General features: G+C 47.2%; 27 protein-coding genes and 1 tRNA gene. 19 read left to right on the top strand and 9 right to left on the bottom strand.

Features of this window, described 5'->3' with window-relative positions; all coding sequences use genetic code 11:
• Positions 1–196: 196 nt before the first annotated feature.
• On the top strand, positions 197–1,504 hold the full coding sequence (locus L6H70_RS12295) for an APC family permease (RefSeq protein ID WP_236333434.1): 1,308 nt from the start codon (positions 197–199) through the stop codon (positions 1,502–1,504).
• Between the two features lie 61 nt (positions 1,505–1,565).
• On the opposite strand, the gene L6H70_RS12290 is transcribed toward L6H70_RS12295, so the two are convergent.
• The gene (locus tag L6H70_RS12290; protein ID WP_236333432.1) at positions 1,566–1,931 is read right to left on the bottom strand and encodes a VOC family protein; all 366 of its coding nucleotides are present in this window, start codon (positions 1,929–1,931) and stop codon (positions 1,566–1,568) included.
• Positions 1,932–2,083: 152 nt separating this feature from the next.
• Here L6H70_RS12290 and L6H70_RS12285 point away from each other — a divergent pair.
• Positions 2,084–2,156: transfer RNA gene (locus L6H70_RS12285), tRNA-Lys, on the top strand.
• Between the two features lie 141 nt (positions 2,157–2,297).
• Here L6H70_RS12285 and L6H70_RS12280 read toward each other — a convergent pair.
• A complete protein-coding gene (locus L6H70_RS12280; protein WP_236333430.1) occupies positions 2,298–3,065 on the bottom strand; it encodes an ABC transporter ATP-binding protein in 768 nt (255 codons plus the stop codon).
• Positions 3,065–4,105, bottom strand: a complete 1,041-nt coding sequence (locus tag L6H70_RS12275; protein WP_236333428.1) for a FecCD family ABC transporter permease — start codon at positions 4,103–4,105, stop codon at positions 3,065–3,067. Before L6H70_RS12275 ends, L6H70_RS12280 begins: the two co-directional genes overlap by 1 nt.
• A gap of 216 nt (positions 4,106–4,321) precedes the next feature.
• On the opposite strand from L6H70_RS12275, the gene L6H70_RS12270 reads away from it, so the two are divergent.
• From L6H70_RS12270 to L6H70_RS12250, 5 genes are all read left to right on the top strand, one after another.
• Positions 4,322–5,392, top strand: coding sequence for an ABC transporter substrate-binding protein (locus L6H70_RS12270; protein WP_236333426.1), 1,071 nt, complete (start codon positions 4,322–4,324; stop codon positions 5,390–5,392).
• Between the two features lie 185 nt (positions 5,393–5,577).
• Complete coding sequence (locus L6H70_RS12265; protein ID WP_236333425.1) at positions 5,578–6,630, top strand: LLM class flavin-dependent oxidoreductase; 1,053 nt, start codon at positions 5,578–5,580, stop codon at positions 6,628–6,630.
• 82 nt (positions 6,631–6,712) lie between these two features.
• Positions 6,713–7,678, top strand: coding sequence for a hypothetical protein (locus tag L6H70_RS12260; RefSeq protein ID WP_236333422.1), 966 nt, complete (start codon positions 6,713–6,715; stop codon positions 7,676–7,678).
• Between the two features lie 21 nt (positions 7,679–7,699).
• Positions 7,700–8,017 carry a hypothetical protein gene (locus tag L6H70_RS12255; RefSeq protein ID WP_236333420.1) on the top strand — a complete coding sequence of 106 codons (318 nt, stop codon included), beginning with the start codon at positions 7,700–7,702 and terminating at the stop codon, positions 8,015–8,017.
• Position 8,018: 1 nt separating this feature from the next.
• Positions 8,019–8,996, top strand: a complete 978-nt coding sequence (locus L6H70_RS12250; protein ID WP_236333418.1) for a YwqG family protein — start codon at positions 8,019–8,021, stop codon at positions 8,994–8,996.
• A 67-nt stretch (positions 8,997–9,063) separates the two neighbouring features.
• Here L6H70_RS12250 and L6H70_RS12245 read toward each other — a convergent pair whose 3' ends face one another.
• Positions 9,064–9,951, bottom strand: coding sequence for a fructose bisphosphate aldolase (locus L6H70_RS12245; RefSeq protein WP_236333416.1), 888 nt, complete (start codon positions 9,949–9,951; stop codon positions 9,064–9,066).
• Positions 9,952–10,270: 319 nt separating this feature from the next.
• Here L6H70_RS12245 and L6H70_RS12240 point away from each other — a divergent pair, with 319 nt between their 5' ends.
• Positions 10,271–11,284 (top strand): GDP-mannose 4,6-dehydratase, encoded by a 1,014-nt coding sequence (locus tag L6H70_RS12240; protein WP_236333414.1) that lies wholly within the window; start codon positions 10,271–10,273, stop codon positions 11,282–11,284.
• Between the two features lie 81 nt (positions 11,285–11,365).
• Here L6H70_RS12240 and L6H70_RS12235 read toward each other — a convergent pair whose 3' ends face one another.
• From L6H70_RS12235 to L6H70_RS12225, 3 genes are read right to left on the bottom strand one after another with little or no spacing between them, the layout of a single operon-like run.
• On the bottom strand, positions 11,366–11,731 hold the full coding sequence (locus tag L6H70_RS12235) for a GntR family transcriptional regulator (protein ID WP_236333412.1): 366 nt from the start codon (positions 11,729–11,731) through the stop codon (positions 11,366–11,368).
• Positions 11,728–12,384 (bottom strand): ABC-2 transporter permease, encoded by a 657-nt coding sequence (locus tag L6H70_RS12230; protein ID WP_236333411.1) that lies wholly within the window; start codon positions 12,382–12,384, stop codon positions 11,728–11,730. The genes L6H70_RS12235 and L6H70_RS12230 overlap by 4 nt, the downstream gene beginning before the upstream one ends.
• Positions 12,377–13,234 (bottom strand): ABC transporter ATP-binding protein, encoded by an 858-nt coding sequence (locus tag L6H70_RS12225; protein ID WP_236333409.1) that lies wholly within the window; start codon positions 13,232–13,234, stop codon positions 12,377–12,379. The genes L6H70_RS12230 and L6H70_RS12225 overlap by 8 nt, the downstream gene beginning before the upstream one ends.
• Positions 13,235–13,428: 194 nt before the next feature.
• Between L6H70_RS12225 and L6H70_RS12220 the strand changes: the two genes are divergently transcribed.
• A complete protein-coding gene (locus L6H70_RS12220; RefSeq protein WP_236333407.1) occupies positions 13,429–13,980 on the top strand; it encodes a hypothetical protein in 552 nt (183 codons plus the stop codon).
• A gap of 280 nt (positions 13,981–14,260) precedes the next feature.
• The gene (locus L6H70_RS12215; protein WP_236333405.1) at positions 14,261–14,884 is read left to right on the top strand and encodes a hypothetical protein; all 624 of its coding nucleotides are present in this window, start codon (positions 14,261–14,263) and stop codon (positions 14,882–14,884) included.
• Positions 14,885–15,013: 129 nt separating this feature from the next.
• Here L6H70_RS12215 and L6H70_RS12210 read toward each other — a convergent pair whose 3' ends face one another.
• Together L6H70_RS12210 and L6H70_RS12205 are read right to left on the bottom strand one after the other, a co-directional pair.
• Complete coding sequence (locus L6H70_RS12210; protein ID WP_236333403.1) at positions 15,014–16,705, bottom strand: M3 family oligoendopeptidase; 1,692 nt, start codon at positions 16,703–16,705, stop codon at positions 15,014–15,016.
• An 84-nt stretch (positions 16,706–16,789) separates the two neighbouring features.
• Complete coding sequence (locus L6H70_RS12205) at positions 16,790–17,683, bottom strand: LysR family transcriptional regulator (RefSeq protein ID WP_236333402.1); 894 nt, start codon at positions 17,681–17,683, stop codon at positions 16,790–16,792.
• A gap of 122 nt (positions 17,684–17,805) precedes the next feature.
• Here L6H70_RS12205 and L6H70_RS12200 point away from each other — a divergent pair, with 122 nt between their 5' ends.
• The 9 genes from L6H70_RS12200 to L6H70_RS12160 all read left to right on the top strand — a co-directional run bounded on the left by L6H70_RS12200 (position 17,806) and on the right by L6H70_RS12160 (position 25,314).
• Positions 17,806–18,831, top strand: a complete 1,026-nt coding sequence (locus L6H70_RS12200; protein ID WP_236333400.1) for an aminoglycoside phosphotransferase family protein — start codon at positions 17,806–17,808, stop codon at positions 18,829–18,831.
• A 20-nt stretch (positions 18,832–18,851) separates the two neighbouring features.
• Positions 18,852–19,769: a helix-turn-helix transcriptional regulator gene (locus L6H70_RS12195; RefSeq protein ID WP_236333398.1), complete on the top strand. Its 918-nt coding sequence runs from the start codon at positions 18,852–18,854 to the stop codon at positions 19,767–19,769.
• Positions 19,770–19,854: 85 nt separating this feature from the next.
• Positions 19,855–20,367: a DinB family protein gene (locus L6H70_RS12190; RefSeq protein ID WP_236333396.1), complete on the top strand. Its 513-nt coding sequence runs from the start codon at positions 19,855–19,857 to the stop codon at positions 20,365–20,367.
• Between the two features lie 416 nt (positions 20,368–20,783).
• Complete coding sequence (locus tag L6H70_RS12185) at positions 20,784–21,353, top strand: YdeI/OmpD-associated family protein (RefSeq protein ID WP_236333394.1); 570 nt, start codon at positions 20,784–20,786, stop codon at positions 21,351–21,353.
• A 49-nt stretch (positions 21,354–21,402) separates the two neighbouring features.
• The gene (locus L6H70_RS12180; protein ID WP_236333392.1) at positions 21,403–21,870 is read left to right on the top strand and encodes a DUF1801 domain-containing protein; all 468 of its coding nucleotides are present in this window, start codon (positions 21,403–21,405) and stop codon (positions 21,868–21,870) included.
• 62 nt (positions 21,871–21,932) lie between these two features.
• Positions 21,933–22,760 (top strand): metallophosphoesterase family protein, encoded by an 828-nt coding sequence (locus L6H70_RS12175; RefSeq protein ID WP_236333390.1) that lies wholly within the window; start codon positions 21,933–21,935, stop codon positions 22,758–22,760.
• Positions 22,761–22,843: 83 nt separating this feature from the next.
• Positions 22,844–23,224: an iron chaperone gene (locus L6H70_RS12170; protein ID WP_236333388.1), complete on the top strand. Its 381-nt coding sequence runs from the start codon at positions 22,844–22,846 to the stop codon at positions 23,222–23,224.
• A gap of 124 nt (positions 23,225–23,348) precedes the next feature.
• The gene (locus L6H70_RS12165) at positions 23,349–24,290 is read left to right on the top strand and encodes a helix-turn-helix transcriptional regulator (protein ID WP_236333386.1); all 942 of its coding nucleotides are present in this window, start codon (positions 23,349–23,351) and stop codon (positions 24,288–24,290) included.
• A 130-nt stretch (positions 24,291–24,420) separates the two neighbouring features.
• A complete protein-coding gene (locus L6H70_RS12160) occupies positions 24,421–25,314 on the top strand; it encodes a diguanylate cyclase domain-containing protein (RefSeq protein WP_236333383.1) in 894 nt (297 codons plus the stop codon).
• Positions 25,315–25,334 lie beyond the last annotated feature (20 nt).

Genomic DNA, 25,334 nt, shown 5'->3' with positions numbered 1-25,334 from the left:
GTTAGAGTGTCGCTCTATTAAAGCGCTCTCAACGAATACGCTTCATTATATTTCCAAAGAATGGATGTTACAACGGTAAGTTTGTTTATAACCAAAGTTGCCCTGGAAATGAGTTAGTTCGCTTTCGAATCTGTCACTTCATGTTACTATGAGGTGAAAGAAGCAAATCGTAACAGGAAGGAATAAAAAAATTACAATGAATACTACGAAGACGCTGAAAAAAACTGTAACCTTCTTTGAAGCTTTAGCCATCGTTGTAGGGATGATTATCGGGTCAGGGATTTTTCTGAAGCCCGGTATTGTCCTGAATAATGCCGGTACACCATGGATGAGTATCTTGGCCTGGGGAGTGGGGGGAATCATTACCCTGGCTTCTGCACTGAGCGTAGCGGAAATCGCTGCCGCTATTCCCAAGTCCGGTGGCCTGTACACCTATTTGGGTGAACTGTATGGGGGTGTGTTTGGATATCTGCTGGGGTGGGTGCAGGCTGTAATCTCTTATCCTGCTTCAGTAGCTGCTCTCGCGATTGCATTTGCTACCTATTCCGGTTACTTTTTGCCGATAAATGACTGGCAGCAGAAGCTGCTGGCGGTTTCGATTCTGGCTTTTATCCTCATCATGAACGTCATTGCCACCAAATTCGGAGGGATCATTCAGACTGTTGCGACTGTTGGCAAGCTGATTCCGGTGGCGGGTATCATCGGTGTTGGCCTTTTCTCGAATTTGGCTCCCGGTTTTGGGGGAATTGGGGCATCAGCAGCGGGTACGGGTTTTGGGGTGGCGGTTCTGGGTACGCTATGGGCATATGACGGCTGGATCGGGGTGACCAATATGGCGGGGGAAATCAAAGATCCGGTTAAGACACTGCCCAAAGTCATTTCAATCGGGGTTATGTTTGTTATTGCAGTATATGTCTTGTTCAATATTGCGATTTTTAAGGTACTGCCCTACGATCAGATTGTTTCTTCCAAGACTCCGGGAGCTGACGCGGCAGAGGCGTTATTCGGAAGCGGCGGCGGGGCTTTTATTACGGCAGGAATTATCGTGTCGGTACTAGGTGCGCTGAACGGTTACTTAATGACCGCTGCGCGGGTGCCTCAGGCAATGGGGGAGCAGAATCAGATTCCTTTTTCCCGTGTACTCCGCAGCATCCATCCCAAGTTCCAGACTCCGGCCAATGCACTTGTTTTTCAGAGTGTTCTGGCAGTGATCTATATATTCTCGGGAACCTTTGACACATTAACGGACTTGCTTGTATTTGTATTATGGATTTTCTTTACCATGGGTGTGTTTGGTGTATTCATTTTGCGTAAAAAAATGCCGGCTGAGAAGGGACGTTACCGTGTACCGCTCTACCCGGTTACTCCGATCATCGGAGTGGCAGGTGGGCTCTATATTCTGGGCAGCACGATTGTCAGTGATCCGCTGCGCTCTCTTATCGGAATAGGGATCACCCTGGCCGGACTCCCGGTCTACTATGTTCTGTCCCGCAAAAACCAATAATAAACAAAGACCGCAGCTAGTAAAGGGCGGTCTTTGTCACATATCCTTGGAGAAGCCTGATCTAGCTATGCTCTGCGATCTGCACCTCGAAGCCGTCCGGGTCCAGCACATAGAAGAACCGAAGGCTGGGATTTGGGGAAACCGGCCCACGCGCTACCGGGATGCCCTGGCCCTTCAATTCTTCGATTGCGCGGTCTAGAGACGCTACTTCGAACCCGACGGACACGCCGCAATCCGGCTTCAGTGCCTGTTCGGTTCCCTGAATCAGTTCGATCTTGGGCTGCCCCTCTGTCCCTAACATCACAATCTGTCTTCCTCTGCTCTCAAATCTGCGTTCAATGGGAAGTCCCAAGATCCGGTGATAAAAATGAAGAGAAGCCTCCAGATCTCGTACCCGAAGCGTAATCCAATTTAGTTTTAAAATCATAAGGCCGTGTCCTCCGTTTCAGCGTGAGATTGTTCTGCTGTTTCCATTATACGTTATAATCTGCTTAAAAAAATATTGACAGGCGGATCTCAAAGAGGTATGATATAAGAGTTCCCTTTGAGGTTGATTGATTAATTCCAACATCATAATATGGACTCTTAGCTCAGTTGGTAGAGCAGTAGACTCTTAATCTATTTGTCCAGGGTTCGAGCCCCTGAGAGTCCATCACAGAAAGAACGGCAGCGATGCCGTTTTTTTGCTGTTCAGGCAGCAAACCTCCATTCCGGACAGTTAACGATAGCAAAGAAGAGAGCCTCCTTTCAACAGGAGACTCTCTTTTTCTTTTACATCATAATCATTCAGGTGTTATCTGGTCTCCAGATAAGCAATGCCAAGTCCGCCGGTTACGGGGTTGCGGTAAGTCTCACAGGACACATCGAATACCTGTCCGATCAGCTCCTTGGTTAGAATATCTTCAGGTTTGCCGCTGGCGGCGACTTGCCCGTCTTTCATGACATATAGATAATCACAATATTCCGCAGCGAGGGTAAGGTCATGGAGTGCGGCGAGAATGCCGATGTCCAGCTTTTTCACGATGTTAAGAATCTGCAGCTGGAATTTGATATCCAAGTGGTTGGTCGGTTCGTCGAGAATCATGAATTCCGGCTGCTGGGCAAGGACACGGGCCAGAATGACACGCTGCTTCTCTCCGCCGGATAATGAATTATAGCTGCGGTCTGCATGGCCTTCCAGATTAACCCTGCGCAGAGCGCCGGAGACGATGCTCTGATCCTCCTGATTGTCAGTCTCAAGCATGCCTTTGTGCGGGGTTCTGCCCATGGCTACCATTTCCCGCACGGTGAAGTCGAAGCTCAGTTCGTTGAACTGGCCGACCACACCCAGCTTTTGCGCAACAACTTTGGGGCTTGATTTCATAACATCCAACTCAGAGAGGAAGACGTCACCCTGCCGCGGTTTGATGACTTTATAAATACTCTTCAGGAGCGTGGATTTACCGCAGCCGTTCGGTCCGATCAGGCCGACAAACTGCTTGTTGCGGACTTTGAGGGACACATCTTTAACAATATTTACAGTGGAGAAGGAGACCGATAAGTGATCAACTGTTAAGTTCATTAGGATTTACCTCCAAACGCATAGCCTTTTCTGACCAGCATGTACATGAACATAGGGGCTCCAATCAAGGCGGTAATGATCCCGATCGGGAGCTCGACATTTGGAACAATGGTCCGGGCGATAACATCCGTCCAGATCAGGAAGATGGCCCCAAACAGAATGGACGCCGGCAGCAGTCTCCGGTGGTCAGAGCCGACCAGCCCTCTTACCAGATGGGGGATGATCAGACCTACGAATCCAATCATTCCGCAGCTGGCCACCATGATGCCGGTAATCAGCGCAGTAATGATCATATAGGTTTTCCGGTAGGCGCCGAGTGAAATCCCCAGAGTAACCGCAGCCTCATCGCCAAGCAGCATTGCGTTCAGGACGCGGAATTGCAGCAGGAAAAAGAAGACGGCAAGCATGATCGCTATCGCAATCAGCGGCAGCTTGTCCCAGCTGGAAGCAGCCAGGCTGCCCATGGTCCAGAAGGTAACAGTCTTAATGCCCTCGGCGTTGTTGGCAAAATAAACAATGAAATTGGCAAAGGCGGTGCATAATGCGTTAATGACCATCCCGGCAAGCACGAGCTTGACCGAGGTCATTTTGCCTCCGGCGTTTGCCAGCAGCAATACGAGCAGTGAAGCACCGACTGCGCCGGCGAAGGCCCAGAAGGCAACCCCCGTTTGGCCCAGCAGCCCCATGGACCCGAAGCCAATCAGGATGGCGAATGTTGCACCGAGCGAACCGCCTGAGGAAATACCTAGTATGTATGGATCGGCCAGCGGATTCTGTACAGCAGCCTGCATGATGGTTCCGCACAGGGTAAGGCCGGCACCGATGAACATCGCCATCAATACCCGGGGAAAACGGATTTTCCAGATGATATCGACAAAGGAGCCGGAGGTCAGATCCTGAACATCTCCAATTTGAATGCCTGTGATGTGGTGGAGCAGAATCCGGTAGGATTGTGAGACGGGAATATCCACCTGTCCAAAGGATACAGCAGCACCAGCCGACAGAATTGTGATTATGAATAGAGTAATTATTACTGTCATAAATCCGTAGCGGCTGTTAATAATAGATTGCTTTGGTTCTGATTGTACAGCTATCTCAGTTTGCATCGCATTCATAAGACTCCTTCGTTGATTTGTTTTAATTTAAAATATATCTCATAGTGAGAATCATTGTCAATGAGAATTATTATCATTGACAGATGCATCTGCTTTCTATATTCTACGAGTTACGTACATACAGAAAAGGGGACAAGGATAATGAGACATGAATTCAAAAGATACGCACCGCTCCTGGTAGTTTTACTTATGGCGGTAATGATTGCCGCATGTTCGTCGAACACGAAGAATGAGAATGCGGCAGCGAGTACAGCTGCACCAACTAATAGCAGTAACACCGCCGCTGAAGAGACTGCTGCTCCAAGCACGAAGACCGTATACCCGCTCACCATCGAGAACTTCACCAACGGCGGTGAAGGAACAGAATGGAAGGCTAAGTCCCAGACCTTTGACAAGGCGCCTGAAAAGGTAGTGGCCAATACTCAGGGAGCTGCCGAGCTGCTAATCAAACTGGGACTTACTGACAAAATGGTAGGCGTTGCCGCGCTTTACGGTGCGGGAGATCCGGCCGTCCAGGAAGAGTTCAAGAAGATTCCTGTCATTTCCAAAGAGTATGCCAGTAAGGAGCTCGTTGTCGGTGCAAGTCCTGATCTGGTTCTGGGACGCAGTGACCTGTACGCGGATGCGGATTGGGGCGTAGGGACAGTTGAGGGCTTAAACGAGCTGGGAATCAAGACGTTTGTACAGAACACCAGCGTTAAGGGAGCTACACTCGACAGCTTGTACAAGGATATCGAACAGCTGGGTCAAATCTTTGATGTACAGGAGAACGCAGCCGCTTATATCGAAGAATTGAAACAGCGTGCCCAGACGTTGCAAGATAATGCAGCAGCAAGCGGAGAGAAAACCTTTGCTTATGTTTCCGACGGCGGAAATGGGGCCATTGCGATCTATAGCGGGAATGTTGATACATTTGCAGGCGATGTATTGGGATTGCTTGGACTCAAAAACAGCTTTGGTACCGTTACAGGAGAGATCAGCAAGGAACAGCTGATTGCTACCAACCCGGATGTCCTCCTGCTCTCGGTTTATACTGGCGGTGTTAATCCGGAAGAGACGCTGAAGGCCTTCTATGCGGATCCGTCACTGCAAAGTCTGAATGCGATCAAGAACAAAACAATTTATCCGATCGACTTTAACCAGTTCTGGGGATACAGTTATTCCATCTTTGACGGGGCCGAGAAGCTTGCATCTGAACTACTTGCTAAGTAAGAAGACAAGCTGGTGAATAAGTTTACAGTAAGCAGGCCGGGGAGTCACGCGAGTGACAATCCAGCCTGCCTTTTTTATGTTCACCTCGAACTCTATTGAAATTTAAATTTTGAATATTCAGTAATTTAAAGATAGAATAATGTTATTAAAAGATTTTAACGATAACAGCTTGGGGGAACAGAACAGTGGAATTGGGAATAAGCACGTTTGTTGAAACAACACCGGATGTGCACACGGGTAAGACGATGAGTCATGCAGAACGGCTGCGTGAAGTAGTGGAGGAGATTGTTCTTGCAGATCAGGTAGGTCTGGATGTATACGGTGTGGGAGAGCATCACCGGCCGGATTTTGCCGCTTCATCTCCTGCGGTTGTGATGGCTGCGGCGGCAGCCCTGACCAGCCGGATACGCCTGACCAGTGCCGTAATGATTCTGTCTTCCGCTGATCCGGTCCGTGTCTTTCAGGACTTTGCCACGCTGGACGGTCTGTCGAATGGGCGGGCAGAGATTATGGTCGGCCGCGGTTCATTTACGGAGTCCTTTCCGTTATTCGGCTGCGATCTGAAAGACTATGAAACCTTATTCGAAGAGAAGCTGGAGCTCTTGATGAAGCTCCAGGCATCGGAGAGGGTAAGCTGGGAAGGCCAGCACAGACCAGCTATACATAACTTGGGGATTTATCCTCGTCCGGTACAGCAGCCTCTGCCGGTATGGATTGCCAGTGCAGGGAGTCCTGAGTCAGCGGTACGCGCAGGGGCACTCGGACTGCCTTTCGCGCTGGCGATGATTGGACCTGTACGCCCCTTGCAATTTGCTTCGCAAGTACAGCTCTATAAAAAAGCAGCAGCAGAGTCGGGCTATGACAGCATGAAGCTGCCGGTTGCGGCGCATGCGCATGGCTTTATCGCGGAGAGTACACCGAAGGCAATTGAACAATTTTTTCCTTCGACGTATGCCAGAACCAATGTCAGAGCGGTAGAGAAGGGGCTTCCGCCTTACACACGTGCAGATTATGACGCGGCAGCCAGCTTTGAAGGAGCCTTATTTGTTGGTGACCCGGAGACTGTGGCGGACAAAATCATTCATTTGCGCAAGCAGGTTGGGGTTACGAGATTCCTTCTGCATGTGCCGCATGGCACGATGGATCACGCTGATGTCATGGAGGCCATCCGGCTTCTCGGAACTGAAGTAGCACCCCGGGTGCGGGAGGAGGTCAAGCGCTGGGAGAAAAGCCAGTGAGCAGCGTCGTTTTTTTGCAATACGGTTGATGGGGTTTCCTGATACGATAGGGATAACTTATGTACAGGGAGGTTGTTCGGTAATGGGTAAGCTGTCCATTGAAGATGTTCAGGAAATCAGATGGTGGATGTACCGGAATGCGCGGCCACTTGATTTGGCAAGATGGCAATATCATTTTGAGAATGGGGGTGCAGAACAAGTTCTTCAGGCTCTGGAGGCCTATCGCAACCGTGATAACGGATATGGTCATGCTCTAGATGCGGATAATTGGAACCCCAATTCTTCACCTTATACAACTGGAATTGCGGTTGCCATACTGCATGAAATCGGGATTACAGATGCACAGCATCCTCAAATTACAGGGATTCTGGCATACCTTGAGCACAGTGAAGCATTTTCTGAGCAAGGCTGGCCGTTTACAGTAGCATCCAACAGTGATTTTCCCCATGCACCATGGTATACCTATAGCGAACAAAATAACATCGACAATGGCTTCCACGCTACGGCTAGTTTGGCCGGTTTTATCTTAAAGTTTGCTGACCCTTCTTCCGGATTGTATACGAAAGCCCTGGCGCTTGGTGATAAAATGATGGATAAGCTCAGGAAGTCCGGACAACTCGAAAGCCATGAGCTTGGCGGGTATGCTACCTTTCTACGGGATGTAGAGTTGGCAGCGTTAAACGGCAGATACAATTGCGATGTACTTGCAGCCAAGCTGCAGGAGTTGGTAAATGATGCGATTGAAAGGGATCCCGCCAAGTGGCCGGTCTATTCGATGAGGCCGTCTATGTACATATCGTCTGCAGCAAGTATTTTTTACAAAGGGAACGAAGAGATTGTGGACAAAGAGCTTGATTACATCCTTCATTCGAGAACTGGCGCGGGAGTATGGGATATAATGTGGCAGTGGGCGGATTACCCGAATGCGTTCGCGGTAGCTGAAAACTGGTGGAAAGCAAATTGGGCCATTCACAACGTATTGCTGTTAAGGGAGTTTGGGCGAATCGAAGAATCGGCATTTTCGAGATATGAACCGGTACCATTGTGAGGTACTAAGGGAGGATTATTAATGACCGAACGCATTCCTTGTAAAAGCGAAGGATGTTCAGCGGTGATTCTGCCGGCGACTTTTCATAAAACCGGTGGTTATTGCATGCCATGCCAGCAAAGAAAGGAGCGCCAAGAGCGGCAGGAATATATTGTGAAACACCGCAGAGAAATAAATTTATACGAAGGGATCAGTGATCCGGTGGAGTTGCTAAAGCTCATGCATAGTTCCAGACCGCATGATCCTCTGATCGAATATACTCCGTATGAATTGAGCAAGGAACAGCTTTATATTACTCTCTCCGAAGAATGCGGACAAACTGGAGGCTTATGCCGTTGATTTGCTGCATGCAGGAGACGAAGATACCTGCCTTGACATCCTTGTATCACTGGTCTGTTATAACAATAAGCTGCTGACAATCAGTATCCCTGAGCTCTTACACTGCGAAGTGTATTCTCAAGGCATTTTATTTAAGGATGCGTCAGCAGAGATCCGGGAACAGCTGCTAAGACAGTTGGAAACAGACCGCGACAATCGTAATTATCTATTGCTCGCTTTGAGCTGGATTGGAGACGATCAGGTGGTCCGGCGTTTCCGGGAGTGGCGGGAGAATCCGCCCAAGTGGACAGAAGAACTGTATGTCGCGCCTGAACAGTACGCATATGAAGCAGGCTGGGAGCTTACTGAGGGCGGGCAACGCCGGGATTTATTTTATCAGTGGAATTATGCTGTTGAAAAGATAGAGACTGGCGGGAAGTCAGCTCCTGTCACGAGACCGGCAAGCTTCCTGACAGAAAGCGAGCAAATCTGCCAATGGTGTGGAGGGAAGCTGACTAACCTTATAGAAATCGAGGCAGGCCGTCCTTCTATTTGGCGTTTGCCTATCATCGGAGAGCGGCTGCAGGTACAGACTTGTATAATCTGCAGCTGTTATGGCCCAGTTTATATGGAGCTGGGCATCGGGTTGGAGCCGAAGTGGAGCGCTTATAATCAGACACCTGATTATTTGCCTGATACGGACTCTGATGAGGAACGTACGGAGTACCTGACTGCCGGAACGAATTTTAGCGTATCCGCTAAGCCGAGGAATACCTATCATGCAGCTCAGTGGACGCTGGAGCCGAAGGCTTCACAGATTGGAGGATACCCGACATGGATCCAGGATGCGGAGTACCCTGTAAGTCCCTGCTGCTCGCAGAGCATGTATTTTATCGGACAGCTGGACTGGGAAGAGGTAGAAGCGTATGGGGAGGGAATTTATTACATGTTTATATGTCCGGACGGCAAAGTTACAGCTACGTTATTCCAGCAGTCCTAATACTTTGATGTCGAAAAAAACGCCCCCAGATACTAATGTCCGGGGGCGTTTGAATGGGAAAACCGACTCAGGTAATTGAGGCTTCGTAGATCGCCTGTGTGGATTTTGCGAGCAATGCATTGAATTCTTCATCCGTTTGCTCGTCGCTGAGTCCCTGTGATAAGGCACGGGAGAAGCTGGCGATTAATCCGTGGTTACGCGACAGCTTTTCATTAGCCTCCGCTTGGGTATAGCCGCCGGACAATGCCACGACCCGTACCACATGCGGTTCCTGGATCAGCTCACTATAGAAATTGTCTTCCGTCGGTATAGAAAGCTTCAGCATGACTTTTACGTCTTTGCCAAGAGCGGATAAGTGAGTTATAAGCTCGTCCTTTAATATCTTTTCCGATTGTGCCTTATCGCTACTATGAATATCCACTTCCGGTTCGATGATCGGCACCAGACCATGTCCGGCAATTTGCTTGGCGAAAGCGAACTGCTGCTCTACGACTTCATGAATGCCGTCAGGGTTGGCCTCTTTAATCAGTGAGCGCATTTTGGTTCCAAAAATATTTTTTTGGACGGCCCGTTTCAAAAGCTCATCCAGCCCGGGGATAGGCTTCATGAGTTGAACCCCATTGGTAGACTCCGCCAGTCCCTGGTCGATTTTGAGAAAAGGCACAATGCCTTTCTGCTCCCAGAGGTAATCGGCGGTGAACTGGCCGTCAATGGTAAGATCCATCGTGTTTTCGAAAAGAATGGCACCTAGAATGTGCCTGGAATCAAATGCGGGACTTTTGATAATCCGTGTCCTCATCGCATGCACCAGGGTAAACATTTCCTGATCATTGGTGTAACGGTCTTCACGGATACCGTATTGCAGCAGGGCTTTCGGGGTGCTTCCTCCGCTTTGATCCAAGGCTGCAATAAAGCCGTTAGCTTGTTGAATCCGCTCTAATTGTTTCGTATTCATGGATGTTTCTCCTCTCGTTTACATAGATTTGGAGATCAACTTGAACCTGTTTATTATATCATTCCTGCGTGTAGATATACATTTTTGGTGGATTAGACTGAAGTTCCCTTAACTTACCACTGGGGAATTCCTGAGAATTAGCTTTCTAATGATGGCGTTTTCATTTCTATCAAGGCAGGTACTGTACGGATCTAAAATAGACTACCCGTTGTATCTCGAAAAAATATTGTAATTATTTAGTAATAGGTATATCATCGTCAAAAATGGATAATCCAACCTTTGTCTCCGGCTTAACTAAAACACATGGGAGGTTTTGATGATGCAACGCTCTTTATCTGATTGCCGTGCTTTAGTAACAGGGGCTTCCGGATTTATAGGCGCCTGGCTAACTCGTCACCTCGTTGATCGAGGTGCTGAGGTAACCACTATCTTGAGCGAGTTCAACCCGCGAAGCCAGTTTGCCAAGCTGGGATTGGACAAGGAGATTCGATGCTATTATGGGTATATTACCGATTACAACCTGATTGAACGTGCAATTACAGACGGGAAAATCAATACTGTCTTTCACCTCGCTGCTGTTTCCCTTCAAGACTTGGCCTATCAAATCCCCTGGCAAACTTTTGAAACCAATGTAAAGGGTACCTATAATCTTCTGGAGGCTTGCCGTGTTCACCAGGACCAGGTATCGAAAATAATTGTTGCATCCAGTGACAAGGTATACGGTGACAGTCCTATTCTCCCCTATTATGAAGACATGCCAATTCAAGGCAGAAATCCCTACGATGTATCTAAGGCTTGTTCCGATCTTATTGCTCAAAGTTATAGACATAGTTTTAATTTACCTATAGCCGTAGGCCGTTTCGGCAATATTTATGGGGGTGGCGACTTGAATTACCGCCGTTTAATTCCCGGCACCGTACAACGGCTGTATGCAAAACTGCCCCCAGTGATTAGAATTCCTTCAAACGGGATATACATGAGAGATTTTTTGTATATTCAAGATTTGGTTGCCGCTTATATGGCTATGTACCATTTTGTAGATAGAGAAGGAAAGGGTGACGATTTTAATTTTGGGACAGGTAAGTTGTGGGACATCAAACAAGTGATTGAGATCATTCAGCGTGCCATGAATCTTGAACATATTGAACCACTGTACGAACATCACAAAAACAGTGAAATCCTGCATCAGCACCTGTCACCAGAAAAAGCAAAATTTATGCTCAATTGGTCCGCAGAAACTTCGCTTGAAGAAGGGATCAGAAACACGGTGGAGTGGTACTGCAATTATTGGAATCCTGATAATTCTAATAACGCTATGTTGGGAATAGTTTAACGCATCGAATTAATTCAGCTGCGGAACCGGATGGAACGACAAAAAGGCGTTCGATGAACGCCTTTAGATTTTAGGGAGGTATTAATAAATCTTGTTCAGCAACCCAATCACTTCATCAAGGGTGAGACCAAAGGACTTGTAGTAGGATGTATCGCTCTCCATTTGCTTCAGGACCATTTCATTGCGTATCCGCAGCATATCACCCTGTGAGAATTCGGCTATAAAACATCCTTTACCTGTTACCGTATTGATCAAACCGCTTCGTTCAAGTTCTTCCCAAGCTTTCTTAACGGTAATTACGCTAACATTCAGCTCCAGGGCTGCCTGACGAATGGGGGGAAGACAAAAGCCGCTTTCCAGCTCGCCTTTCAGAATTTGTGCGCTGATCTGTTCGTAAAGCTGCTGATAAATCGGTTTCTCGGAAGTATTCGAAATCGTTACATTCATAATATCTCCACTCTTAGGAATCTTTTTGACGCAATCCGGTAGGCAATTAGGGTGAATGCAATGAAAATTACGAGGCCCAGCATCAGAATGGATAATTGCAGCAATGTATTATCCGTCCCCGAGCCATAGAAAATGTCGTTTACCCACGGACTCTGGATTCCGGCCCATTGGGCCACCCCGGCAAATAGGATAGCGGCTGTAGTGGATGCCGTAGTTGCCGCTCCATATTTATATGCGGTCTTGTAATGCATGGATATAAATACGATGTTGAAGATCGCCAGCATGATGAAACATAATCCCCAAAAGCCCATATACGGCGGATAGAAAATATAAGTCAGATGAGGGTACAAACGAAACGTAAATATACTGAAGATCATGGCAATGAGAAGATGCATGAGTTCAAGAATGACAACAACGGTTACCCTGGCCTTCACGATGTCCTTTTTGGTCACAGGCATCATCGTACTAAACATCAAATCATTCTGACTTTTAAATCCGCCAAACATATTCGGTATTGTTATGAAGCAGAAATATAGCGGTACGATAAAGTAGATCCAGCCGGGAATAAGCATTAAGCCGCCCATAATTAAGGGTAATACGAAGAACCATGGGTTTACGCCTAATTTCAAATCTTTGATTACCAAACTATACATATACATCCTCCTTCTTTTTCGCGAAGTAGATCATGATGTCATCGAGGCTCGGTGTGGTGGACCTTAGGTTGGATAGTGGATCCATGTCCTTGGTACGAATCAGTCCGGTAAAGCCGAAGGAGTTGATTTTGTAGGAAATCAAATGTTCCTTCACTTCGCTTAATTGGGCTTCGCTGCCGCTGAGTAAACGGTAGGACTCCTTTAATTCGTTTTTCTCGGAGCTGGCAATGATTTGTCCGTGTTCAATGAAGGTTATATAGTCCGCACATCTTTCCAGGTCGGAGGTAATGTGAGTAGAGAATAGAATGCTAATCTCGCCGCCCATGATGAGCTCCTGAAAGATATCGAGCAGATCGTCTCTTGAGACAGGATCGAGTCCGCTGGTCGGTTCATCCAGGATGAGCAGCTTTGCGCCATGCGATAAAGCAAGGGCCAAGCTGTACTTTACCTTCATTCCTCTGGACAGCTCCGCTATTTTTTTGTTCTCATCCAGCTTGAATCTCTTTAGATAATTGTAGTATGTTTCATCATTCCAGTTCTTATAGAATTTTTTTGTAATATCGGTCAGCGTCTTGATCTTGCTCCGTGTATAGAAGTCGATATCACCGAATGCGCATCCGATTTCCTGCTTCAATTCAATTTCGTGATCAGTGATGTTCTTGCCAAGAATGTATATCTCGCCGCTATCGACTTGAACCATATTCAAGATCGACTTTATCGTGGTTGTTTTTCCTGCGCCATTGGCTCCGATAAAACCCATGATGTAGCCCTTCTCCAATTGAAAAGATACATCTTTGATCTGAAAATGAGGATATCTTTTATTTAAATTTCTTATATCTAGTGCCAGCATACTATACCTCCTCATAAAATTGTGTATCCCGTGTATGCACAATGTATCACGAGTCTTTTACAACAGTCAATGGGTATTTCGCATGTTATTCCATACATTTACATTTTTCTAGTAACATTTGTAACTGTATTAAATGCTATAATTTGATAAATATAGGATGTAAGCGTTTTACTAATATGACTGGGGGAATTGTTGTGAAAAAAGTAACAAAATTATTATTGGTAGCCGGAATTTCTTTGGCGGTTGTTGGTGTTGGAAACAGCGGCGCTCTTAACAATGTATCTTCCGCAGCAAGCGCACCGCTCAAAGTGGGCCGGGTAGAGGCTGCAGCCCATGGCACTAAGTGCTTCACAGTAGCGGTTGCGGTAGTTCAGAACGGCGTAATCGTTGCTGCTTCGCTGGACGACTATCAATTCCTGAGCACAGATGTGGCAACGGGAGTGCCTAACTCTGACAAGGATTTCGGACAGAATTATAAAGATCCTAACATGGTTCTGGCATCCAAAAAGGCTAATGCCGAATACTATAGCGAGCATATGAAAGAAGAGGCGAAGTCCACAGTTAGTTACGACAAGAACATGGCCGCTATTGAGAAGTTTGCGACAGGCAAAACGATTAAATCACTTGAACAAACCTTGACCTACAAAACGAAAGAGCAAGTGGTTGACGCTGTAAGCGGAGCAACGCTTGTGGATACCCAAGGCTACTTAAAAGCAATTCTTGCTGCAGCTAAAGCGGCTAAATAAACGAACACACCCGTCAAGCGGTGCAGACACCATCACAGCTTCAGCTGTGATGGTGTCTTTTTGTGTAGGCTAAACCATGAAACACCAGCAGCTTTCTTATAAAAATTTTACATGAAATAGTTTTCACTGTATTGTAAAATTACGACATAGGAGGATGCAAAAGCCCGCCATTGTGCGGTTCTGCCTATTTTGGGCAGGGTAGCAGGGGACTATCCGGCCTATGATTATATTTTACCTGGAGCCGCTTGGTGGTATGATAGAAAGTGGGGTGAAATGAATAATGAATAATGAGACAGTCAATGAGGAAACAGGCAGCAACCCGCCAGAGATGACCGAAGAGAAGTGGAATGAGCTTCTGAAGGCGGTTCACCATAATGGTATGGTGGCTTTGAAAATGTATTTTAAAGATGTGGATAGTCAAGTCTTGAACTTGCAAGCCTACGGGCCAGTGTTCCTGTATCATGTCAAGGATGAGTCCGGGGATGTCTATTCAACCGGTTTTTTCCTTCGTGAACTGGTGGGACGCTTCCAGTCGGATAAGAGTCCTGAGGTCTGGGTGTCCTCCTTCTTCCATGAAATGATGAAGACCAAGGGAGGCCAGCCGTTGCCGAAACAGCCGGAGAGTGAAGACGAGGCTAAGGCGGTTATTGACAATCAGGTAATTCCGCTGTGCATTAAGACAGTAGAAGAAGAATTCGCACCGGAAAAGGTGCATGCAGGCTTGGCATTTAATGAAACTCACGGTCCTGTTTTCGAAGCAGGCTTCCCGGAAATCACCGAAGGCAATAATGTCTGCGCGATTCCGCTTCAGTTGCTCTATACACATTATCAGCTGAACCGCGACCCTTCTGAGCTGCTGCTTCAAGGGATGTACAATATCCGTAAAGAGCATGGATTGGAATAAAGCGGATTTGGATTGTTGAGCAGGACAAGCCCGGGCTTATAGCCTGATCCTATTCAACACAAAGAGACGGCAGGATTCTGCCGTCTCTTTGTGCTATGCAGGTATTGGAGAATTTATTAAGCGTTACGCCTATAGAGCCTTGTCGTCGATAGAGTTCAACCAGCCCTCGATATCCCCGATAACAGAGCCGACACAGCCGTCTTGGAAAGGTGAGATGAGTCCGGCCAGTTCCACGAGTTCAACAAAGGACTTGCTGCCTCCAGCCTTACAGAGCGTCAAGTAACTACTCCAGGCATTCGCGAAATCCTCACCTGAGCGTTTCCAGAACTGGAAGGCGCAGAGCTGGGCCAATGTATAATCAATATAGTAAAAAGGAGTGCGGAAAATATGGGTCTGCTTCTGCCAGAATCCGCCGTGTTCTAAGTAGCTGTTACCGCCGTAGTCGCGGTGCGGCAAGTATCTCTGCTCAATATCCCGCCAGGCCTGTTTGCGTTCATCCGGCGTCGCTTCAGGATGGCTGTATACATAATGCTGGAATTCATCTACGGCAACGCCGTAAGGAATAAATTCCAGGCTGCCCGCCAGATGGTTGAACCGGTACTTATCAGCATCCTCTTCAAAGAACAGGTTCATCCACGGCCAGGCAAAAAACTCCATGCTCATCGAGTGGATTTCTGCAGCTTCGTAGGTAGGAAAGGCGTACTCGGGCACAAGCAGGCTGCGGCTGGTATATACCTGGAAGGCGTGGCCTACTTCATGGGTCAATACATCGATATCTTCAGAGGTCCCGTTAAAGTTAGAAAAAATGAACGGTGCCTGATATTTTTTTAGATAGGTGCAGTAGCCACCGGATTGCTTGGCGCTTTTGCTTAACAGATCCATCAGCTCGTTGTTTTGCATAAATGTAAAGAATTCGTCCGTTTCGGGCGACATCTCTTTATACATTTTCGCACCATTAGCCAAGATCCACTCCGGGTCGCCCTTTGGCGTGGCATTGCCGCTATTAAAGGTAAGGCTCTCATCATAGAACTTCAGCGTGTCAAGACCCAGGCGCTCCGCCTGACGCTGCTTCAATTTCTGGGCTACCGGAACGATTTGCTCAAGCACCTGTTTGCGGAAGCCTGCAACCATGCCGGCATCATAATCCGTGCGGTTCATCCGGTCATAGCCAAGCTCAACAAAGCTGGGATAGCCTAGCTTCCTTGCAATCCTCGTGCGTACATTAACCAGCTCGTCAAAAATGCGGTCAAATTCGCTTTCATGCTTGGCCATAAAGTCATATCTGGCAGTAAACGCGCGTTTACGCAGGTCACGGTCCAGCGACATTTCAAAAGGAGCGAGCTGTGACAGGTTCCGTTCCTCACCCTCAAACATGATTTTGGCCGAGGCAATGAGCTGGGTGTATTCCGTAGACAGCCTGTTTTCCAGCTGCAGATCCTCGATAATTTCAGGGCTGAACGTCCGCAGAGAGATCTCTGCAAGAGCGAATAGCTGCTTCCCCCACTCCTGCTCGAACTCTGCTCTATACTTGGAGTTAACGATACCCTTGTAGAAGTCCGTTATGTATTCCTGGAAGATAGGAACAATCTCATCAAAGAAATCCTGCTCAGCCTTGTAGAACGCATCCTCAGTATTGATGGAATGGCGGATATAAACAAGGTTTTGCAGAGTATCGAATTCGCTGCGCAGCTCATTGAGCGCGACGATGGATGCCTTTTGTTCCTCTAAGGTGTCTGCTTCCAGGCCTTTCAGGAGTGAGGTGAATTCAAGCTTAAGCTTGTCTACATCGGGACGTTCGTAGGGATATTCAGTAAAGTTCATGTTATATTTCAGCATCCTTTCTCTACCAGATGAAGTATATTATACTATATGGAAGAAGAAACCAAAACTCGGAAATTGAGATACTCACATGTTAAGCGTCTTCATCAGCGCGATAAATAATCCGATAAGCGGCGAATAGTGGCGGTCACGGTTATAGGAATAGTAGATATGCCGCTGAAAACGGTATTCTGGAATTGGACGCATCATTAACTTGCCTGTTGCAACTTCATCAGCTACCGCAAGCCGTGAAATGAAGGATACATGCCGGCCGCTCATCAGTGATTGCTTAATGGCCTCCAGAGAATCGAGCAGAATATGGACGCGGGGCTCAACCCCGCAGGCTTCAAACCATTTGTTGGTCATTTGCCGGGTACTGGATTGCATATCGTGCAGAATGAAATCCGCCGATGAAATCAGGGATGGGGTTAATTCGGACCGGTCCGCAAATTCATGATTGGGGGCAAATACCAGCACCAGCTCATCTTCGCATAAAGACTGGCTGTGCAGACTGGGCAGGTAAAAGGATTCCGTCGATAGGATCCCCAGATCGATTTCCTGATTTATCAGCATTTCTTTGATGTCAGGTGAAGATTTCACGGATAGCGATATCGTTGTCCCCGGATGCTGCTCCCCGAACAGGCTGAGGATTTTGGGCAGGATATAGGTGGCCGGGACGTAGCTTGCACCAATTTTTAGTATTCCGCGGCCTCCCTGACTGAATTCCTTAACGACCCGCTCCGCCTCAGCAGCCAGCGCATTGATTTTGACAGCATAATGAAGAAAGGCTCTTCCGCTTTCGGTCAGAATCATTTTATCCATTCTGGATTCAAACAGCTTCTCCCCAAGCTGCTGCTCCAGATTCTTCAGATGATAGGTTACGGTTGGTTGCTTCAGCCCGAGCTCATCGGCTACCGTAGTTATTTTCTTATGCTTATATAGCAGTTCCACAATTTGCAGTTTGATCAAATTCAGATTCATTCCGGTCACTCCCCCCTATTAGTTAAACGATAACATAGAAAAATTCTATGAATGTTAAAACTGATCAACAAGAAAGTTAATATCCGTCTTACATTCCGCTAATCCGAAGGGATCTTTGAATAATGGAACCTTTAAACTACATATTGGATTTCCCGCAGCTGTGCATGAAATACGGTCTTGGACAATTAACAGAAACACCCGAACCGGTGTCCGGCGGCTTCCTGCACAAGATGTACCGGATAGTGACCGGTCAAGCCGAATATGCCGTAAAAGCACTTAATCCGCAGATTATGCTGCGCCCTGCAGCGATGGGCAACATTATTTTTGCTGAAAAGGTAGCAAGCCTGGCAAGGTCTCAGGGCATAAATGCACTTCCGGCTATCGAGTCTCAAGGCAGCTGTATGCATGAGGTCCAAGGCCAGTATTATTTACTGTTTCCGTGGATGGAGGGCAAAGCGTTACCTTCCGGGGCAGTGGATATGGACTGCTGTACACAGATAGGCCGGGTACTGGCGGATATTCATACAGCTGATTTCTCAGCACTTCTTACTGGTCAGCAGGCGGAAGAGTTTATTCCATCGGCAGTGCCTTGGCAGGATTATTCGCACCGAGCGGAGCAGCAACAGCTGTCCTATTCAGAGTTGCTGAACAATAGCTTGGCGAGGCTGCAAGGCTACGAGAAACTAGCCAATAGCGCAGCTGAGCTTTTACAGGACAACCGGGTAATCAGCCATAGAGATCTGGATCCCAAAAATGTATTATGGGATAAAAGCGGAATTCCGCTCATCATTGACTGGGAGGCCGCCGGGACGGTTCATCCGATGCAGGAGCTGCTCGAGGTGGCATTGTACTGGTGTGGTTTTGAAGCCGGGGAGGCAAGCCAGGAGGCTTTTCGGACCGTGATTAGTGCATACAGGAACCAGGGAGGAAAGGTAACCGGGAACTGGACGGATGTGCTGAACCTCGGCTATCAGGGGAAGCTGGATTGGCTGGACTATAGCCTGAGGCGTTCGCTTGGTCTGGAAGTAACGGATGAGGCTGAGCGGCAGCTGGGGGTAAGTGAGGTTATCCGCACGATCGGGGCCCTTGATGACTATGCAGACTTTATACCGATTTGTCTAAAATGGCTGGAATACGAACTGAAATAGACTAACAGGCGGGATCACACATGAAATTAGAGCGATTAATCTCTATGATCTACAAGCTGCTGAATCACGAAGTATTATCGGCTTCCAGGCTGGCAGAGGAGTACCAGGTTTCTCCGAGAACCATCTACCGGGATATCGATGTAATCTGTGCCGCCGGTTTCCCGGTCGTATCGTATCAGGGAATGAAAGGCGGATACGGCATGATGGACGGCTACAAAATGGATAAAAGCCTGCTGGGCACGTATGATGTCAATTCTCTGATTACCGTGCTCAGCAGCCTCTCGACCGTGTTTGATGACGAGCGTGCGCAGGGGACCATCGAACGGCTGCAGACGATTGGGCCGGAGGTTCAGACTGCGAGTCTGACCGTGGACTTTGATACCCGCCGGACGGAGCAGGACGTGCTCCGGCATTTACGCACAGCCATCACCGGGCGGAATATTGTCCGCTTTGATTATGTTAATGCCCAGAATGAACGCACGACCCGTGAAATGGAGCCGTTACGGCTTCACTTCAAGTATCGCAACTGGTATATCTACGGGTACTGCCGGACTCGGCGGGACTACCGGGAATTCCGGCTGTCACGGCTGCTGGATTTACAGCTGACTGGCGAAACCTTTGGGCCGCATCCGGATCTTCCGGATGAAGCTGCATCTGCAAACAGGGGCGGACAGGGACAACTGGAGGAGGTTGTGGTCCGGGTGGGGCCGGAGGCAATAGCTGAGGCGCTGGACCAGTTCCACCAGATGGAAAGGCAGTTCCATCCCGACGGGAGCATGACGCTGCGGATTCCTGTCTGCCGTCCGTTACAGGCACGATGGCTTTGGAGTATTCTGCTGGGTTTTGGCAGCGGCGCCGTAGTGCTCGAACCCCCTGAACTGCGGAGCATCCTAAAAGAGCAGCTGAAAAATACACTCAAACATTATGAAGAAGTATGACACGCTGTTGTCAAACTTCTTTTTTTATTATGAAATCAGCACCAACAACATCAAATCTATTGCCATTCCAAAGGAGACGTAACGAATGAATCATCCAGAGCAAATGTTTAATTACCATACCTGGGCCAACCAGACAATCCTTGGTAGAATCAAGGAACTCCCGTCCGCTGTACTGAGTCAAGAAGTTGGAAGTTCTTTTCCCTCCGTTGCCCATGCCTTGAGTCATATCTATGCGGTGGATAAAATGTGGTATCTGGTGCTGAACGGTACGGGTATGCCGGAGGCGCTGCAGGCAACCATTCCGCTGAATGGGACTATCCTGACTTCTGTGGACGAATACGCCGATATTTTTGCCGAGTTAACAGAGCAGTACAGAGAGTGGTTCAGCAGACACTCCGATTTGGAGCAGACAATCCAGCTGAATAATCCATACATCGGCGTACGTCAGACGAGCTTAGCGGAAATTATGCTGCATCTGGTCAATCACGGAACCTATCACAGGGGCAATATTACTACCATGCTGCGCCAGCTGGGCCATGCATCCACGATGACCGATTTTATCCTATATCTGTATCAGGAGCCTGTGCAGGTAGTTTAAGCTGATATTAGACGTAAGGGGCCGATATTTCTGTGCGCAGGAAGTCGGCTCTTTTTCTGTTTGTATAGAACGTGAACTTATATAGTTTTATTTTGCGGCAATTTCATTTGGGGAATAGGCTTGATTTGGTATTATGGAAGTATGTATGTCGAGTCCTGCTGACCGCAACGGACCGTAAAGACCTTATTCTCTCGATAAGTCACTTTTGACAGGGGTAACGGACCGTACCGCGCTTATTGACTCCCCGGCAGGCATTTTACGAATGAAAATCCATACATAAGTGCACTAGAGTCCGTTAGCTCACAATATTGTTAATTCAGTTCAAAATAAGTGCATCTCAGTCCGTTGCAAGCTAACGTTAAACCCTTTGAGAGAGGATAACACTCATCGGGTAGAAAGGAGATTGAATGGCCTCCATGGAGTTGGAAAATCTAATCACTGCAACATCGAGAGCAGAACTAAGAAGCTGGCTGCAGGAAAATTGTAAGACAGAGAAATCCTGCCATGTAGCGGTCAATATGACACCGGCTCCGGGTACGCTGCTGTATCTGGAAGCGGTTGAAGAAGCTTTATGCTTCGGCTGGATTGATGGTGTTAAGAAGAAAAGCTCGGAGGCAGTACTGATGCAGAGATTGTCTCCCCGAAGCAAAAGAAGCTCTTGGACGGAATTAAACAAAGAACGTGTCCGCCGGCTCGAAAAGCTGGGATTAATGACCGAAGAAGGAAGAAAGGTACTTCCTGCTATGGATCACGGATCTTTTAAAATAGATTCTATCATCGAACAAAGGCTGCAGGAGGACAGGCAGGTATATGAGAACTTTCTGGCGTTTCCTGACCTGTATTCAAGAATTCGAATCGACACAATACAGAGCTATAAACATCAGCCGGAGCTATTCAACAGCCGGTTAGACAAATTCATTGCTAACACTAAAGACAACAAAATGTACGGCCAATGGCATGATAACGGGCGCCTGCTGAATTATTAAGCTGTGCTGGACCGTATGACAAAGCTTAACTTACCGGGGAGGAATAAGGATGGAATACACCGCGAGCAGTCCCGAGGATTATATCAGTCAGCTGTCGGAAGAACGTAAGACTGCCATAGAGAAGCTCAGGCTAACGGTTAAGCAGAATCTGCCAGGCGGGTTTGAGGAGACGATGGCCTACGGAATGATCGCCTACGTTGTCCCGCATCAGCTCTATCCGCCGGGTTATCATGTGAAGCCTATAGAACCGCTACCCTTCATAAGCATTGCTTCCCAGAAAAATTATATTGCGCTGTACCATATGGGCATTTACATAAATTCGGAGCTGTTGGCCTGGTTCCGGGAAGAGTATCCGAAGGTTGTTCCCACCAAGCTCGATATGGGCAAATCCTGTATCCGGTTCAAAAAGGTCAGCAGTATCCCTTATGAGCTTATTGCCGAATTAAGTGGTAAGGTCACAGTTGAGGAATATATCGGGTGCTATGAGCGGGAGATTGCTTTGATTAAGAAGAAATAAGAGACCTAATATATTCATTTTTACATCCGCACTAGTACTTTCTCTCAAAGGAGCACGCCACCATGATTCATTTCGATCTTATCTCTGATATTCACCTGGATTTCTGGCTTAAGCGTAAGGGGCCGACACTAGAAGATAATTTGCGGGAGATTGATAGTTTTGTGGAGAGCCTGCTCCCTCAGGAGATGTCGCATGTCCTTGTAATTGCCGGGGACCTGGGACACTTAAACAAGCAAAATGATGAGATGCTGCGCTCACTCAAACGTTTCTATGCGCACATCTTGGTCGTTGCAGGAAATCATGATTACTATCTGGTGAACAGCAAAGTTCGTTATAAGCTTCAGACCTCAATGAACCGCTGGTCAGAAATGAAGTCGTTAGCTTCCGGTATAGAGGGTGTTCACTATCTGGAAGGGGACATTTTTGAGTGGGATGGCGTAAGGTATGGGGGAGTCGGAATGTGGTACGATTTCTCTTATGGAATGAATGTATTGGGGAAAAGCCTGAACTTTATGATGGATATTTGGGAGAGGCAAATGAACGACCGCAACTATACGATTGGTTCGCCGCGGCGCCCGATGGAGTTTTTTTGGGAGCAGAAAGAGAAGCTGGACAGGATCATCCATGATAGTGACGTTATTATCACGCATGTGAGCCCGGATTGGTCGCAGATTTCGGCGGAGCATGCTGGTGATCCTATCAGCGGATGTTATTATTTTGACGGTTCCGGATATTTCGGCCAAATAGATGGCAAGGTATGGTGTTCCGGTCATGTCCACCTTAATCATTCGTATAAGAGCAACGGCTGTTTGTTCGTTAATAATGCCTTAGGGTACCCGAACGAGAATAACCGGCCAAAAGGCAGAATCATAAATGTTATTACTGACTAAAGCCGCAAATATGGATAACGGGCCATATCCATCAGCGACGGGTGTATTGAAACTTTGAAAAAAGTGAGCAGGAGGATGACAGAATGGAAGACAAAATCTCTTACGAATCCATTGACGATTATATTGCCAAAGCAGCACCCGAGGTACAAGACCTGCTTGAGAGGGTAAGACAAGTGATTCATGAGGCGGCGCCTGAAGCGAAAGAGAAGATCAGCTATCAGATGCCCACTTTTGAGCTGCATGGCAATCTGGTACATTTTGCGGCGTTCAAGAAGCACATCGGATTTTACCCGGCCCCGCAGGGGATTGAAGCTTTTCAAGAGGAGCTGTCAGGTTATAAAGGTGCCAAGGGCTCCGTTCAGTTCCCCCTTAATCAGCCGCTGCCTTATGATTTGATCAGCCGGATTGTTAAATTCAGAGCTGCAGAAAATATTAAAAAAGCCGCAGGCAAACGGAAGTCTTAATCCGCTAAAAAAGTCTTTTCCGCAAGTAAAATCAAGTAATGCGATTTCCATTTCTCTATAATGATTATAGGGCGGATGGAACGGGGTGAGCGGATAAATGTACGAGTGGCACAAGCAAATCCAAATGATCGTTGATGAAATTGACGTATGTATTAAACATCATAACTGTGAAGCCATAACACTAAGGTGTCTCTCCCGCAAGCTGGGTTATTCCGAATTTCATACCACAAGAAAATTCAAACAAATATCCGGTATGCAATTTAAAGAATATCTGCGGCATAGAAAATTAGCCTTTGCGCTAAAAGAGGTGCGGGATAGCGACAAAAGCATTTTGGATATTGCTTTTGATTATGGCTTCTCATCACATGAGGCTTTTACCAGAGCTTTCAAGGGAACGTATGGTGTAACTCCAAGTGAATACCGTAAAAAGCCTAAGCCTGTTGTTCTTCGAACCAAAATAAACCCTTTCGACCGCTACTTTTTCGGATTTGGAGAGATTGGTATGATGAAATCTAGGGCTGATGTCAAAATTTATTTTGTGACCATTCCTGCACACAAATTTCTACACATTAAAAACTATGAGAGTAACGGGTATTGGGATTTTTGGCAAAAGCAAAGTCTAATTCCGGGCCAGGACTGCGAAACCATTTGCGGCTTACTTGATAGTATCAAGGGCAAATTGGATGATGATGGCGGGAGCGAATCTAACAGCAGCAACGGTCAAATCATGGCGTACATTAATGACCCGGACGGTAGACTCTGCGATTGGGGGATTCCGCGTACAGAGTGTTATGGTGTCCGACTTCCTGTTGATTATGATGGTGAAGTACCATCACAAATGCTAATGATTGATGTTCCCGAAGCTGAGTATATTGTTTTTGAACACGGACCGTTTGATTATGAGCAGGAAAACCGCAGTGTAGAGGAAAAGATGGAAAAGGCAATGGCAACTTTTGATTTTGCAGGCACCGGTTACTGCTTTGATACTTCCCCCGGGAGAATAATTTACTTTTATCATAATCCGGAGCGGTTTTGGAAGTATATTAGGCCTGTACGGAAGTCATAAATCATAATCCATACAAAAGCACCTGCCCGATGCGGTAGGTGTTTTTAGGGAGTTGACTTTGACGTAACAGGAAGGTTTATGCTGAGGTTAGGGCTGTTCCGGCCGGAAGCCTGGATGTGGAGGAACGGTAGTGAAGATAAGTGAATTTGCGGAAATGAATCAGGTTACTACAAAAATGCTGCGCCATTACGATGAGATCGGACTGCTCAAGCCGTCAGCTATTGATCCAATGACCGGGTACCGTTTCTATGATGAAGAACAAGGACGATTGCTTCATTTGATTCTTATTCTGAAGAATCTGGAATTCTCGCTTGCTGAGATTAAAGCTGTGCTTGCAGGTCCTGTCCGCAGTGAAGACCTGGTCAATCAGCTCATAAACAAACGGATTAAAATTACTAGCCATATGAATGAGCAGGTGCAGAAGAAAGTTCAAATCGACAGGTTAATTACATTACTTGAAAAGGAGGGGGTTCTGATCGGCCATCCATTTGAACTGTTACATATCACGCGGCAAAGTGTACATGAACTCAAAAAAAACATGCCCAATCTGGAAGTTTTCCTGGAATCTACATCAGAGCTGTTATCGGTTTGCGCAGACAATGACCCTGTAGCGGTTATGCGGTTTGATATCCGCCACTTCAAGCATGTTAATGATGTATACGGCTTTGATGTGGGGGATCAGGTCATTGTAGCTTGCTACGAAATCATTAGAGAGAGTCTTGCGGGTTACAAGGAACGTGCATGCCTGGGACGGGCTCATGGTGATGAATTTATTGTATTTGTCCAAGCGGGCCGGGATGAACTTTATACTATCGCTCAATCGATAGGAAGGCAGATGGAGTCTTTTGACTTTCAAAGCATCGGTTGTCTTGAGCAATTAGGCTGCAGGGTAGGCTTCATCTATGCTGAAAAGGGCACGGTGGATGATATCCGCAAACTGATTGAGGGTACGATAGAGACGATTCATATTGCCGCAGGAACAGGCAGTAAATATTCGGTTTTTGGCAAGGCGTATGTAGAGTGAAATTGTTGTTTCAGCTGCCA

It is taken from the genome of Paenibacillus auburnensis (assembly GCF_927798115.1).
Lineage (GTDB): Bacteria > Bacillota > Bacilli > Paenibacillales > Paenibacillaceae > Paenibacillus_AQ > Paenibacillus_AQ auburnensis.
This window is presented reverse-complemented; position numbering and strand designations above follow the sequence as displayed.